General features: G+C 59.1%; 13 protein-coding genes and 2 tRNA genes. 3 read left to right on the top strand and 12 right to left on the bottom strand.

Annotated features, from left to right (window positions below; genetic code table 11):
* Window positions 1–87: 87 nt before the first annotated feature.
* Window positions 88–1,416, top strand: a complete 1,329-nt coding sequence (locus ACN0WV_RS00075) for an NAD(P)/FAD-dependent oxidoreductase (RefSeq protein WP_417602822.1) — start codon at window positions 88–90, stop codon at window positions 1,414–1,416.
* A 198-nt stretch (window positions 1,417–1,614) separates the two neighbouring features.
* Here ACN0WV_RS00075 and ACN0WV_RS00070 read toward each other — a convergent pair whose 3' ends face one another.
* The 11 genes from ACN0WV_RS00070 to ACN0WV_RS00020 all read right to left on the bottom strand — a co-directional run bounded on the left by ACN0WV_RS00070 (window position 1,615) and on the right by ACN0WV_RS00020 (window position 10,698).
* Window positions 1,615–2,256, bottom strand: coding sequence for a response regulator transcription factor (locus ACN0WV_RS00070; protein ID WP_417602820.1), 642 nt, complete (start codon window positions 2,254–2,256; stop codon window positions 1,615–1,617).
* On the bottom strand, window positions 2,253–4,556 hold the full coding sequence (locus ACN0WV_RS00065) for a sensor histidine kinase (protein WP_417602818.1): 2,304 nt from the start codon (window positions 4,554–4,556) through the stop codon (window positions 2,253–2,255). Before ACN0WV_RS00065 ends, ACN0WV_RS00070 begins: the two co-directional genes overlap by 4 nt.
* Before the next feature lie 646 nt (window positions 4,557–5,202).
* Window positions 5,203–5,277, bottom strand: a tRNA-Gly gene (locus ACN0WV_RS00060).
* A gap of 18 nt (window positions 5,278–5,295) precedes the next feature.
* Window positions 5,296–5,370: transfer RNA gene (locus ACN0WV_RS00055), tRNA-Gly, on the bottom strand.
* Window positions 5,371–5,609: 239 nt separating this feature from the next.
* The gene (locus ACN0WV_RS00050) at window positions 5,610–6,308 is read right to left on the bottom strand and encodes an RNA polymerase sigma factor (protein WP_417602816.1); all 699 of its coding nucleotides are present in this window, start codon (window positions 6,306–6,308) and stop codon (window positions 5,610–5,612) included.
* Window positions 6,305–6,775, bottom strand: coding sequence for a cupredoxin domain-containing protein (locus ACN0WV_RS00045; protein WP_417602814.1), 471 nt, complete (start codon window positions 6,773–6,775; stop codon window positions 6,305–6,307). Before ACN0WV_RS00045 ends, ACN0WV_RS00050 begins: the two co-directional genes overlap by 4 nt.
* 56 nt (window positions 6,776–6,831) lie before the next feature.
* On the bottom strand, window positions 6,832–7,251 hold the full coding sequence (locus tag ACN0WV_RS00040) for a hypothetical protein (RefSeq protein WP_417602812.1): 420 nt from the start codon (window positions 7,249–7,251) through the stop codon (window positions 6,832–6,834).
* Window positions 7,252–7,761: 510 nt separating this feature from the next.
* The gene (locus tag ACN0WV_RS00035) at window positions 7,762–9,351 is read right to left on the bottom strand and encodes a serine hydrolase (protein WP_417602810.1); all 1,590 of its coding nucleotides are present in this window, start codon (window positions 9,349–9,351) and stop codon (window positions 7,762–7,764) included.
* A gap of 106 nt (window positions 9,352–9,457) precedes the next feature.
* Window positions 9,458–9,922 carry a hypothetical protein gene (locus tag ACN0WV_RS00030; RefSeq protein WP_417602808.1) on the bottom strand — a complete coding sequence of 155 codons (465 nt, stop codon included), beginning with the start codon at window positions 9,920–9,922 and terminating at the stop codon, window positions 9,458–9,460.
* A 147-nt stretch (window positions 9,923–10,069) separates the two neighbouring features.
* Window positions 10,070–10,375 (bottom strand): hypothetical protein, encoded by a 306-nt coding sequence (locus ACN0WV_RS00025; RefSeq protein WP_417602806.1) that lies wholly within the window; start codon window positions 10,373–10,375, stop codon window positions 10,070–10,072.
* Window positions 10,376–10,437: 62 nt separating this feature from the next.
* Window positions 10,438–10,698: an SDR family oxidoreductase gene (locus ACN0WV_RS00020; protein ID WP_417602804.1), complete on the bottom strand. Its 261-nt coding sequence runs from the start codon at window positions 10,696–10,698 to the stop codon at window positions 10,438–10,440.
* Between ACN0WV_RS00020 and ACN0WV_RS00015 the strand changes: the two genes are divergently transcribed.
* Window positions 10,688–10,864 (top strand): hypothetical protein, encoded by a 177-nt coding sequence (locus ACN0WV_RS00015; RefSeq protein ID WP_417602803.1) that lies wholly within the window; start codon window positions 10,688–10,690, stop codon window positions 10,862–10,864. The genes ACN0WV_RS00020 and ACN0WV_RS00015 overlap by 11 nt on opposite strands.
* A 78-nt stretch (window positions 10,865–10,942) precedes the next feature.
* Here the strand turns inward: ACN0WV_RS00015 and ACN0WV_RS00010 are convergent, their stop codons facing one another.
* Window positions 10,943–11,515 carry an HdeD family acid-resistance protein gene (locus tag ACN0WV_RS00010; RefSeq protein ID WP_417602801.1) on the bottom strand — a complete coding sequence of 191 codons (573 nt, stop codon included), beginning with the start codon at window positions 11,513–11,515 and terminating at the stop codon, window positions 10,943–10,945.
* A 160-nt stretch (window positions 11,516–11,675) separates the two neighbouring features.
* Here ACN0WV_RS00010 and ACN0WV_RS00005 point away from each other — a divergent pair, with 160 nt between their 5' ends.
* The gene (locus tag ACN0WV_RS00005) at window positions 11,676–12,134 is read left to right on the top strand and encodes a hypothetical protein (RefSeq protein WP_417602799.1); all 459 of its coding nucleotides are present in this window, start codon (window positions 11,676–11,678) and stop codon (window positions 12,132–12,134) included.
* Window positions 12,135–12,887: the final 753 nt, after the last annotated feature.

Raw genomic sequence — 12,887 nt, 5'->3', positions numbered from 1 at the left:
TTGACCCGGAGGCGCGCCGCTTCCCAATCTGTGGCCGTGCCGCACGCTGCTGTTGCGGCGCGCTGCCAACAATCGACGGACCCTGCTGTGCCCGGCCCGCTGCCAATATCTGTGTCTCCGGATTCCAACCTGCCTTCGGCGGTGGATGTGGTCGTGATCGGCGGCGGCATCATCGGCGCCATGACCGCGCTGGAGTTGGCGTCAGAAGGCGTTTCGGTGGCGTTGTGCGAAAAGGGCGAGATCGGCTGCGAGCAGAGTTCGCGCAATTGGGGATGGGTCCGCCTGTCACAGCGCGACCCGCGTGAAATCCCCCTGATGATCGAGGCCATCCGCAGATGGGAAGGTCTGGACGCGCGACTGGGCCGCAAGACCGGCTTCGTGCAGTCCGGCATTCTGTTCACCGCCCGCAACGCCCGGCAAATGGCCCGCTACGAAGCCTTCTCCCGGAATTTGGCAGAATATCGGATCGACAGCGATGTGCTGGACGATCAGGGAATGCGGAACCTCATCCCCGAGCATGGAATGAAACTCGCCGGAGGGCTGCACACGCCCTTTGACGGACGTGCAGAGCCGCAACTGGCGGCACCCGCGATTGCCGAAGCTGCCCGTGATGCGGGCGCAGCGCTTTATACCCGCTGTGCCGTACGGTCGATCGAAACCTCGGCCGGGCGCGTCTCTGGCGTGGCGACAGAACGCGGGCGCATCGCCTGCTCCAGCGTCGTGCTGGCCGGCGGTGCATGGTCGCGACTGTTTGCGGGCAATGCCGGTGTGGAGTTGCCGCAACTCAAGGTAATGAACTCTGTCCTGCGGACCACGCCGGTTTCGGACGGGCCGGAACAGGGCATCTGGGCCGACGCATTCGCACTGCGAAAGCGGGCGGATGGGGGCTATACGGTTTCCAGCGCGTCGGACAAGCTCCATCATCTCACGCCCGATACATTCCGGCTGGCCCGCCAGTTCCTGCCCGCGGTTCGGGCCGAGTGGTCATCACTGCGGCTGCGATTGGGGCGCTGGCAGGAAGAGGCTTCCCTACCGCGCCGCTGGGCCGGAAACGAGCGCACGCCTTTCGAACATTACCGTATGCTGGATCCCGCTCCCGACGATCGCAGCCTGCAAAGGGCGCTGGCCGCTGCGCGCAGCGCCTTTCCGGCACTGGAAACTTGCGAAGTCGTGCAAAGCTGGGCCGGGATGATCGACGTGACGCCAGACGCGATACCGGTGATCTCGGCGGCCGATAGCGTGCCGGGGCTGTTCATTTCGACCGGCTATTCCGGCCACGGATTCGGCATCGCCCCCGCCGCGGGTCGGTTGACGGCGGATCTTGTCACCGGGACCACGCCACTTGTGGATCCCGCGCCGTTCCGGCTGTCGCGATTCTTCGATGGCAGCCCGGTCATGCTGGATGCGGGCTTCTGACCTCCAAGATCAGGCAATGCCAAATTTAATATTTGCGCGATGCAAGAGCTAGAAAGCAATCCTTTCACGGTGACAGATGTCCCCGCGCACATCATGCGGACAAGGGATGAAGGGGTGGTCGCGAGCATTTCTGTCCGAGGACACTGACCGGGAAGAACGGTTTCAAATGGTCCTGTCTTCCTATGGCAACCAAGTCCGTTACTGGTCTTTGAACAGCCCCTCTTTCAAGGCGAGTTCGACCAGTTGGGCAACAGAGGTCACGTCCATCTTTTCCAGAATGCGTGCGCGGTGATGGTCTACGGTGCGCGGACTGATGTCGAGATGGCGGGCAATGTCCTTGGATGAATTGCTTCCCGGCTTGCTGACGATCAGGCGGGCAATTTCGTCCTCGCGGTCGGTCAGGCTTTCGAAGCGGATCCACATTTCGGACGAACGTTGGGTGGCATCGCGCCGCTTCCGGTCAATTTCCAGCGCTGCGTCAATTCTCTCGATTAGCACCGACTGCTTGAAGGGTTTTTCCAGAACATCCATTGCGCCCATCTTCATTGCCTGAACCGATTCGGGAATGCCGCCATGGCCGGTGATAAAGATAATCGGCAACTTGATATTGCGTTCTGACAAATGTCGCTGCAATTCCAGTCCGTCCATCTGGGGCATCCCGTAATCCAGGATCAAACAGCCAGCGGACGTCTTCTCATACGCGTCCAGGAATGCCTGAGCCGACTCGAACGCCTTCACCTGATAGCCGCGCAGCCCCAACGCCCGCGCCAGAGACGTGCGGATATTCACATCATCATCGACAAGAAAAACACAGGCCGCCTGCACCACATCTTCTTTCATAGCTTTCGTCCCTCTAGCGGCAAGGTAAAGCTGAAACGAGCCCCCGACGCAGACCTCTCATACCAGATAGTGCCGCCGTTTGCCTCGATCAAGGACCGGCTGATCGACAGGCCCAGCCCCATTCCACCGGCTTTTGTCGTCTCGAACTGGGCAAACAGTTCAGTACCTTCCGCAACCCCTGGCCCGGTGTCTTCGACATCAATTTGCAAACGACCGTCGATCTCTCTGGTCAAAACGGTGACCCGCCGTTGCGGGCTGTGGCCTTCGGCCATGGCTTCGATCGCGTTACGCAGCAGGTTGACGACCACCTGAGCGACCTGCACCCGGACGGCATTTACACGGACTTCCGGGCTTTTGCGGATCACGATCTCGGTCGAATGCTGGCGGGCTTCGGACAGGACCAGCCGACGTGCCTGTTCAAGAAGTTCACGAATGCCGAAGGTCGTTGTGCGGTTACCGTCTTTCCGGACGAAGCCGCGCAGCGCACGGATAATATCCCCGGCCTGATGCGCCTGCTGTTCAATCTCGGCCAGAAGCTCGCTCACCTCGGTGCCGCATTCCTTGCGGTTCGCCACCAGAAACTGCGCAGCGTCGGTGTTCTGGGTGATCGCGGTCAGAGGTTGGTTCAGCTCATGCGCCAGCCCGGTTGCCAATTTGCCCATCACCTGCTGGCGCGACACATGCGCCACCTCGCGGTTCAGCGCCTCGATGGTTTCTTCATAGGCACGCGCCTGCGTGACGTCGTCAATCGTGGCAACCACATAATCCGTGCCCGCATGTCCTGACGGAATGAACACCCCGCTGAAGCTGATCCAGACGGGCTTTCCATCCTTGCGCTGCGCTTGCGCTTCCAAACTGAATGCGGTGTGTTCGGCGATATTCCTGCCGAATTCATCCATGATATCCGGTTCGTCAGCGTTCAGCAGCGATTGGAATGCCATGCCGTCAAGCTCTGCCTGTGTGTATCCCAATATTTCGGCAAATCGCGCATTCACCCGTAACAGCCGCCCGGTGGACGCATCAATATACACCATCCCCCGCGACGCCATGTCGAAGGTCAGGCGAAATTCTGTTTCCGTCTGCTTTCGTTGCGAGATCTCATTGACCAGTGCCGTGTTGGCATTCTCCAGCTCCTTGTAGGTGCTGGGCATAGGCGCGTCCGACTCTATTTCGCCTTGCGAGATCAGCGCGGAACGCACGGCGAAAGCACGCACCGGCGCGTGTATCCGGTTGGCCAGTGCAAGACCCAGCAGCCCGGTCGCGGCTGCCACACCGATCGCGATCAACGTGTTTTGTGACCGGTTGGCCTTGATCGTGCCGATAAAGTCATCTTCCGGCGCGTAGACGACAATCGTCCAGGGAATGTCGCCCAGACCAAACGGCATCAGCAAGGATACATAAGGGACGCCATCATGCACGAAATCTGTCCGGATCTCCCGGTCGACGGCGACACCGTCCTTGGTCAGCCGATCGCCAAAGGCTGCGCGCGCGATCGGATCGTTGAGTTGATCTATTGACGGGAAGGTCAGCGTTCCCCCCTCTCCGACGGTCATCAGAAGATTGGGGTTGGGATGCGCGATCACGTCGCCGTTCTGGTTCAATACGAAAGCGGCACCATTCTTGCCGATATTCAACTGTGCAAGGAAGTTCGAGATCTCCTTGATCTCGATATCCACCCCTACAGCGCCCTGAACCACGCCGTCAAAACCGACAACCGGCGTCGCCGCTGTGATACCGGGCGATCTGGAGGTGAAGAAGATATACGGATCTGTCCAGATACTGAGCAGTTCCTTGCGCGCTGACATGTACCAGGGCCGCACGCGGGGATCAAAGGTATCTGTCGGATCGATCCTTTCGCTTTTCTTGACAAAATTCTCGTTGCGCTGGATGAACACTGTTCTGGGCTCCGACGCGACATTAATGACCTTGGTCTGGTATTGGTCCGGCCCATTGCGCTGCACAAAAACGAAGTTGCCCTGCTCATCGCCATAATAGACGGCGGCAAATTGCGGGGCTGAACGCAATTGCTGAAACAAAAGCCCTTCCAGAAGTGCTCTTTCTTCGCGGCGCACGATCTGATTCTCGGCCAAGGCGGTCGACAGTTCCGCCGCACTGCGGGCAGGTGACAAAAATCCCTTGGTATGCTGGATCACGTTGGTGCCGACATCCGCCAATTGATTGCGCGCGTGTTCCAGCAAGGCCCGTTCGGACGTGAAATAGGACGAAAACACCACAAGCGTGACGGCAAAAAGCTGGAGCCCGGCCAGCGCAAGTGCAAGGATGACACCAAGTGATTTCATCAGTCTCGTTCGAACCCGTATCCGTTTCGAATGGCCAGGCTCATGGCAGGCCCTTCCGGAGTAACGTGGATTGAGGAGATATACACCCAGAAAGTGCCATGGCGCAAAACGTAAAAACGCGCTCTGCCACAACGGGCAGAGCGCTGATTGGCACTCAAATAAATTAAATACTGGTTACGCGCCAAAATTACTCGGTACAAGCGCGCGTCGGCTTGGGGATGCACGACAGAACACGTCCTTTCTAGCCTATGCGGAATTTTCAGACTATTCGTATGATTGCCTAGGGGAGATTACCCATTATCTTTCGCGACCAACGACCCGATCAGCAGTCTGCCATCTCGTTCCAGAGCAATACCGTATCGGGTGGCCAAGGCGATCTGTGTTTCCGATGTTGGGCGATACGACGGGAATTCGTTGCGCAGACGGCGTGCGACCTTGGGGCGCGATCAAAGGCGCGTCGTATTGCACATCGAACCCGTTGTGTCCGGCCAGATCAACCGCCCTCGGGCCACTGCACCCATGTTCTTTATGCGCTTTCATCCGCGCATCGCAGCTCAGGCAACCGATGCCGCGCAAACAGAAAACAAAAAAGGCCGCCCGAAGGCGACCCTGTCAGCGATGCCGGCGGGTGACCGGCGATATATATTGGAGCGGGCGAGGCGATTCGAACGCCCGACCCTAACCTTGGCAAGGTTATGCTCTACCCCTGAGCTACGCCCGCCTCCTATATATTTCCAACTGGAGCGGGCGAGGCGATTCGAACGCCCGACCCTAACCTTGGCAAGGTTATGCTCTACCCCTGAGCTACGCCCGCAATCAGTTGGGTGTCAGGCATGTAGAACCAAGCCCGGCCGGCTGCAAGGGGAAAAATGCAAGTTCCCCGAGTTTTCCCGCTTCAACAGCCTCAAATACCTGATCCGATGGAAATCAACAGCTTCGAGCTGCGCCTCCTCCAACGTCTTCTGTGTCCAAGGCTTGTGGCTGCACTGCGCGCAAATGTCGGGTTTGGTGAAATCAGCTTGAAAGATAATAAGCTGGCAACAACCAGCCGTTTCACAGGCGTTTAAGTTCCGCCACGACTCGATCTGACATATCGGCACAACGCATGCCATCAAACGGGAAGATTGCGTCGAAACCGCCCTGGATACGTTCTTCGAGCGCTATGCGCAGACGACGACGTGCGCGAAACAGCCGAGTCTTGACGGTGATCGGGTTGAGCGACAGATCGCGAGCGATGGCCAGAATGCTCATGTTCTCCGTCTCGCGCAGCAGAAAGGGCAAGCGTAGATCCGGCGGCAGCTGTGCCACCGCGCCTTCCAGAAAGGCGCGCATCTGTGCCCGCCCAAGCGCGGCCTCCGGCCTGTCCGGGTGCTGGCCGGGAAATGCGAGGATGGAATCGGATGCCTTTTGGTCTTCGGTCACGGTGTCATACTCCTCCTGCGAGCGAACACGCCGGAGATGCATCCGCGCGGTGTTGATGGCAATCCGGGTGATCCAGGTGGAAAACCGGGCCTCGGCACGAAAGGTATCGAGCTTTGTAAAAGCCTTCAGGTATGTTTCCTGCACCACTTCCTCGGCATCCGCGTCGCTTGCGACGATGCCGCGCGCAATTCGAAACAGGCGCGGATTCATGCGCCGGATCAACTCGCGCACGGCGGCCTCGTTCCCCTGTGTCGCGCTTGTGACAAGCTCGGCCTCCGGAGTGGTTGGCCCCGCAAGCCCAATACCCTGGTGGCGTGGCCGTACGGTCAAGTGTCACCCTCCTGTTCGATCCGCGCAAGATCAAGAATATCCTCGACCATCGGCAGGGCGTCAAAGACTTCGAGCGACACATCCTCGGTATCGGTGCTGGGCCCTTCCCAGCCCGCGTCGCCGGGATCTCCCACAACGATGCGGCCGACCATGGCTGCCATCTCATGCGGGATGCAGTAGTAATCGTAAACGCCCGGCACCGTGAGCGTTACCTCGAAACTTTCATCCGGCAGAAGGAAATCGCTGTTCCACGGCTGCGCGGCCTTCGGAATGCGTCGGGTGCGGTCGAAGTTATCGGGATGGTAGGCGGTGGCGGTATGGCTGTTGCCCGGATCGTGGTTGATGAAACGGATGGTCGTGCCTGCGGCGACCGCAAGGCCGTGCGGGCGGAACCAGACACGCTCACCTCGCGCGGTGCCGCGCATTTCAATGACTTCCGCAGGCGCGGCACGCACGATCGCGGGCATCGAGAGAGTGGCAAGTATGCCACTCCCCAATGCCAAGATTTTGCGGCGCGCGAGCCTCATTGCGCCAAACGTCCCTTGGCGTCGGCATCGTGATAAAGCACAACATGAGCGTGCGGTTCGTCCACGCCGGGATGGCCGGCATTGTAATAGACATCGACCGATGTGACCTCATGCGATCCGACGTGCAGGTCATTGTAGGCCGTGCCGCTTGAGAGTGCTTCCAGCGGCGTCATGTAAACCGTCGCGGATAACTTGCCGTCGTGGTCATAGGCCAGGAACGGACCAGCCGGCAGCGTGTCCGGCACTACGAAGAGCGTACCAAGACCCGGCAGAAATTCCGGAAGCGGCAACACATCGCTGACCTGCACATAAGGTTCGCCCGGCGGAGATTGCATAAGGGCTTCGGTATCGTGCGCAAGCGCGAAGCCTGCGGACATGGTCAACAAGGTCGCGCTGAGCATACAGGATCTTAACATTTCTTTTCCTTTCAGTGTCATGAGCAGTCCCATCTCTGGGGCGCTCAACTCCTTGGATGCAGCGCGCTTGAAAAGGTTCCCGGCATTTTGTGGAAATTCTATTTCATTCGTTCGATCGCACGGCGGCACGACGGCGCACGATGTGTCGTCAGAAAGCACAACTTGCAAAGCGGTCCTTCGCGACGGCGGACCAAGCCGGCAATGAGGGCTCGCACTTCGCTTTCGTTGCTACTTGGTCATAGGTGTTTTCCAGGTCGGCGAACGGCAGGTACCGTCCGCCAACAGGCTCCTGATGCCGATGCGCCCAGCGACACCTAGAGCATCTTCGAGGTCATCCCCGAGGTAACGCACGGTGCTATCGCACCTTCGTGTGACCAAGAAAAAGTTGTACAGCGCGAAGATGGCCCCAGGCGAGATTTAGTCGCAACCGTACCGGTGTCAGCCTTGGGGGGGGGGCCGGTTCACAAACGGTCCCTACTTACCATGTTTCATAGCCCCTCCCCCATCAGGTCACCGTCTGCGCGCGGTGATTGTCGCACCGTTTGATGTAGTGAGAACCAATGCGCCGGTTTCATCCATTGAATAGCTTTCCACCATGGACAGGAAATCCAGCAAGCTACGCTCCTGGTTCATAAGTGCCTCAGGACAGGCCATCATCGTGGTGCCAGCCTGGTCTATCGCCAGTGCATCGCCGTCCTGCGTGTAGCTTGCGATCAGACGGTTGCAGCCCGCATTCCCGGCCAGGCGGCCATCCGGCATGAACAGCAGATTTGCCGGGCTATTGTCGATCACGCCCTTGCCGGCAATGTCCTCGATGTACCATTCGCGGCCCACCAGCTGGGCCGAATCCTCTTGCGCCATGAGGTAGTCGGCGACAGCCCGGTAGGCTGGCAAAGAAGTCGGATCGTTTGCCGCGTTACCCGCGACAGGGTTTGAAGCGAAACGCACGATCACCATCTCGGCGGTCGGATCGACCCAGACCGTCTGGCCATGCACCCCGCGCGCAGCGAAGGCCCCGTGATCGTCATGGCTGACCCACCACATGCCGCGATAGCTCCACCCGTCCAGCAGATCGTATCCGGCTTTCGCAAAAGCGTCCGTGTCGCCCCCCTGACGGATACGGGCGATGGCCTCGGCCGGGATGATCTGCTCGCCATCCCATTCACCCTCTTTCAGCACGAGTTGGCCGAAACGCGCCATGTCGCGCAGGGTCGCGTTGAACCCGCCACCGGCGAAGGGCGTGCCGATGGAATCGACGGTATAGAACGCCTCACGCTCCGCGCCGATCTTCGACCAGATCCGGTTGGACAGATAGTCGGCGGCAGAGACGCCTGTGGTCCGCGCGATCAGCCAGCCTGCCGCGTCCGAGTTCACGGTTTTGTAGCCAAACGCTTTGCCATGCTCGCCGTCTTTCTGAACGGTCTGGAGGTATTCAAAATAGCTGCGCGGTCCATCGTAGCCTTCCGGCTTTGGCAGAGGACTTCCCGCTTCTGCATAGGTCCAGACCTCGGCCTCGGGATCGGAATAATCTTCGGAGTAATCCAGCGCCGTGGTCATTTCCAATACCTGCCGCACGGTGGCATCACCGAACGCGCTTTGTTCCAGTTGGAGAATTATGTCACCCAGCAATGCGGTTTCATCCAGCTTGCCTTCCGCCACCAGTACTTCGGCCATCAGGCCGGTCAGGCTTTTCGTGACCGACATCGCCCCATGCAGCGTGTCGTCATTCAGGCATCCATCGTAACGCTCGTAGACAATCCGGCCTTTGTGCAAGACCAGAATGCCGTCGGTGTAGTTGGCATCGAAGGCGGCATCCCATGTCATCGGATCACCACCGCCCAGCGGCGTGAACTCGACGGCATCCAGACCTGCGTCGAGATCGACAGGCAGGTTGCTGACACCGCCATTTCCATTGCGGACCGCGACGGTCGGCATCATCTCGCGGAAATGGCAGACCGTCCATCGCAGTTTCGGGAACGCAAAATAATCGGGATCGGTGAAGCGGATCGCCTTGTCCGCAGCCGGGGGAAACCCCTGCATCCAGCCAAGCGCCTCAGGCGTGGAGTCCTGCGCCGAAAGTGGGGTTTTGTCCTGCGCCATTGCGGCTCCTCCCAAGGTCAGGGACAGCGTGAGACATGCGCTCATAATGGGATTCATCATCGTATCCTTATTTTTCCGTCGTGTTCCCGACAGGTTCATTTGCAGTTCAAATTAGTCGGCTGGCGCGAATTGTCATGTAATTGACGATGCCCGCCACCAGTCCCGCGAGGACGCCAAGGACAATCACCGCCGCCGGCAGCGACACCGTCATCGTTCCCATTGCCCTTTGCCAGATCACCGCCCCCGTGACGCACAGGCCCAGCGCAAACATGCCATGCTTGAATGTCAGCCACAAAACCGAAGGGAAGAAAGGTTGCTTGGGTACTTTCATCGTTATGTAGGCGACGACAGTCAGGATCATTGCCAGGGAAACAGCCAGCGGTACGGCCGAGCCGAAAACCGTGTGACTGTCATTCGTGATTCCATCCACCGAAAGCAGAATGGTCGTGTTGCCCCAAAGAAAGTAAATCTGGATCGCGCCGTTGATGACTGCGTTTATGACACCGGTCAATATGGCACCTTGCAGGATCTTTTCGTTCGTGAGGGTTGGGGTTGGATGAAATTGTGTCATGCTTTTTCCCTTGATTAATGCCTCTGCCTCTCCACACGGGGATCAAATGCGCACCGAAGACATCGATGCCGCAGATTTTGCCGCTGGAGCGCGAAAGGACCACATTGATCCCGGCGATCGGGCGTCCCTCGGTCTGGGATGCAAGATTTATGCCGGGTGCTTTGTGCGCCCCGGTTCAGGCAAGCGAAGGCACGCCCGCACCACAGCAAGCGAGCGCCACGGTGAGGTGCCCACCGATATGTCTTGTACCGCGCATCGTCCAAGCGCCTCGTCTTCGCCGAACAGGCGAACGGTCGAGCCGCCGCCATGGATCTTGACGATCTGGCCACTCACCCAGCCGGCAGCGGGCAGCGTTCTCGCAATGCCCGCGCCAATATTTTGTGCGCCGCCCGTCAGGACAACATGGTGGTCGTCCATGTGGAAATCGGCGCATGCGTCAAACTTGTCGGTCATTGTTTTCACTCCCGGTGAGTCCTGTGTGGCTTGCCCTCGCAGAGCGGGTGATGTGGCTCGGGTCAGTCCAGTTCCTGGACCCCGCCGCCAGAGACAGTCAGGATCTGACCGCTGATCCAGCTTGCAGCCGGCGAGCACAGGAACAGCGCGGCATTGGCCATGTCATCGCGTTCGCCCAGACGGTTGACCGGCGTGTGTGCCAGCATCGTCTTTTCAATCTCGTCGTTCAGCACGGATTTCAGCGCATCGGTGCGCGTGGCACCGGGGGCGACACCGTTCACACGGATGCCCATCGGTCCCAGATCAAAGGCAATGTTGCGCACCAAATGGCTGGTCGCCCCTGGACCTGATCTGGTCAATCACCGCCTGCGCGGTCTCGGCCTTCAGGTCGCTTACCATCACAGCGGCCCCGGCTGCGGCGAATGTCTAGACGATGGCGCGGCCTATGCCTGCCCCCGCACCGGTGACGATGGCAACCTGCCCTTCTAGGGTGAAATTCGCTGGGTCATACATTTCGATTGCTCCTTTGGGCTGATTGTCGTGACGTTGTAATGTGTTGCGGGATCTTCACTTGGTCTCCGCCGGAGCAGGCCGATCCTCGCCGAGTGTGCGCAACCGGAAAGCCAGCATGATGAACAGCCCCCCGAATACGAGCGCCCAAATGCCGATCAGCCAGACGAGCGACACCAGTCCTGCTCCCGGCATCGCAATCAGCAGACCGCCAAACAGGATCGACAGGACGCCGCCCAGACCGAGCAGCCATTCGCCCTCGATCTCGCGGCGCAGCTGGATCACTGCGATAATGCGAAGAACGCCCCCCGCGATGGCCCAGCCAGCGATGAACATCAGCAGCACAAAGACGCTGATCCCCGGCATGAACAGCATCATCGCCCCGACGGCAACGCCAAGCATACCGTCCAGCAGCCACAGCCACCAACGGTCAAGCCGGTCCCGATACCGGATCGAGTCCACGACACCCAATATTCCGTCGATCAGCACATAGGCTCCGAAAATCAGAACCAGAACGGCCACGGTCAGCCCCGGCCATGCAAACGCGGCGACACCGAACAGAAGCGCCGCACTGCCCCGAACCAGAAGCAGCCACCAATTGCGCTCCGGAAAACTCATGTAGTCTTGCATCTCTTGCTCCATCTGACCTGTCCGACCCCTTGCCATTCCCGGTCGCTGATACGCGAACCGGACCGCAAGGGGCGCACATGCGTCGTTCTGTTCGATAGGTCGCCCTGCCAGGCGATAAATACAACCGCTGCCGGTGACAGCGTTCCCCAGATCGGGTAATGTGAGCAACGGCGATGCCATTCGGGGCGATTTTTCAACAGGTTTCGGGGCAGGAATGGGCGGCGAGGCTGATAAAATACCGACCCATGTGCGGGCTTTTTCAGAACTGCTGATCAAACTTCGGGCCGAACTGGGCAACGATCTGGATCTGGTGTTGATAATGGCGGTCATTGCAGAGCGCCACTATGCCGGTTTTCCCCAGCCCAAGGCCCCGACCTCTGCCTCCGCAGCACCTGCCGGGACGCTCCCGACACCCGCTATCAATACCCATTCGGTTGCGCTCTACGCAGAAATTCCCCGTGAAACCGTGCGCAGAAAAGTCGCAAAGCTTGTCGAGAAAGGTTGGGTGACCTGCGATGGACAAGGAAACCTCACGCCCGCGCCGCAAGCGGCAAGCGATCTGGCAAAAGGCACTGCCGCGACCTTGAAGTATCTCGGTGCGATCACGCAAGGCAACTAGTCAGACATCAAGTTCGATTTTCAGGATCGTCGTCCGAACGCAGAAAAATCTTCATTGGGGGGTTCAAACAGCTGCTCTCGACACGACACCCCCCGCACCGACAAGTAAGAGTATCACGGGCGGCACGGGACGCTGGTGGACTGGGCGGTATTGGGCCAACTGGGCCGCACTTATGCGGCGTAACAGTTGTTGATGGGTTTTGTGGATCCAGCGAAAGCCACAAGGCTCTTGCCATAGCCAGAAGCAGATAGCCTTCGATTCTCTGAAGGGCTCGTCAAACGTTGAGGTGGCGTTGATGTAGAACACACGGGCAAAATTTCGACTGATTGGCCTGGGGTTCATTCCTCTGATATCGTTTATAAAGTTTGTTGCGAGTGCTCGAGTCGGACACGGTTTTGAAAATCTGTGCCGAACTCAAATTGCAAGACAGCGCGGTGCAACCAAGCCAAGACCTCCGCAAACTGCGCCATAAATCGCCCCCACCGAGGGAAGCACAAAAAGCTTGCTTAGAAGTTTCCCTTTGCTGCCTCGGTCAGGACCAGCGCTATTCAGCGCTAGATCAGAAACCGCGCGCCGCAAGTAGCTGCAACAAATGCGCAGGGCGTTTCACGGGCATTGACTGTCAATGGCGGAGCAAAAACCAGCCACGGGGCGGCGTAAAAGCAGGCCACGTTTATGCGCGCACTTGAGCCCGCCGGGAGGGCGTAGCCCGAGCGGCGGGCTCAAGTGCGCGTCGCGGTTTTTTACGGGGTC

It is taken from the genome of Primorskyibacter flagellatus (assembly GCF_048268605.1).
Taxonomy (GTDB): domain Bacteria; phylum Pseudomonadota; class Alphaproteobacteria; order Rhodobacterales; family Rhodobacteraceae; genus Primorskyibacter; species Primorskyibacter flagellatus.
The sequence above is the reverse complement of the archived record's forward strand: the minus strand, read 5'-3'. Positions and strand labels throughout refer to the sequence as shown.

Excerpts from the sequence above, each read along its gene's own strand:
- ACN0WV_RS00070 (WP_417602820.1), bottom strand. The coding sequence starts at position 2,256 with ATGAAAGAAGATGTGGTGCAGGCGGCCTGTGTTTTTCTTGTCGATGAT.
- ACN0WV_RS00065 (WP_417602818.1), bottom strand. The coding sequence starts at position 4,556 with ATGAAATCACTTGGTGTCATCCTTGCACTTGCGCTGGCCGGGCTCCAG.
- ACN0WV_RS00045 (WP_417602814.1), bottom strand. The coding sequence starts at position 6,775 with ATGCCCGCGATCGTGCGTGCCGCGCCTGCGGAAGTCATTGAAATGCGC.
- ACN0WV_RS00040 (WP_417602812.1), bottom strand. The coding sequence starts at position 7,251 with ATGTTAAGATCCTGTATGCTCAGCGCGACCTTGTTGACCATGTCCGCA.
- ACN0WV_RS00035 (WP_417602810.1), bottom strand. The coding sequence starts at position 9,351 with ATGGCGCAGGACAAAACCCCACTTTCGGCGCAGGACTCCACGCCTGAG.
- ACN0WV_RS00030 (WP_417602808.1), bottom strand. The coding sequence starts at position 9,922 with ATGACACAATTTCATCCAACCCCAACCCTCACGAACGAAAAGATCCTG.
- ACN0WV_RS00025 (WP_417602806.1), bottom strand. The coding sequence starts at position 10,375 with ATGACCGACAAGTTTGACGCATGCGCCGATTTCCACATGGACGACCAC.
- ACN0WV_RS00015 (WP_417602803.1), top strand. The coding sequence starts at position 10,688 with ATGTTGCGCACCAAATGGCTGGTCGCCCCTGGACCTGATCTGGTCAAT.
- ACN0WV_RS00010 (WP_417602801.1), bottom strand. The coding sequence starts at position 11,515 with ATGCAAGACTACATGAGTTTTCCGGAGCGCAATTGGTGGCTGCTTCTG.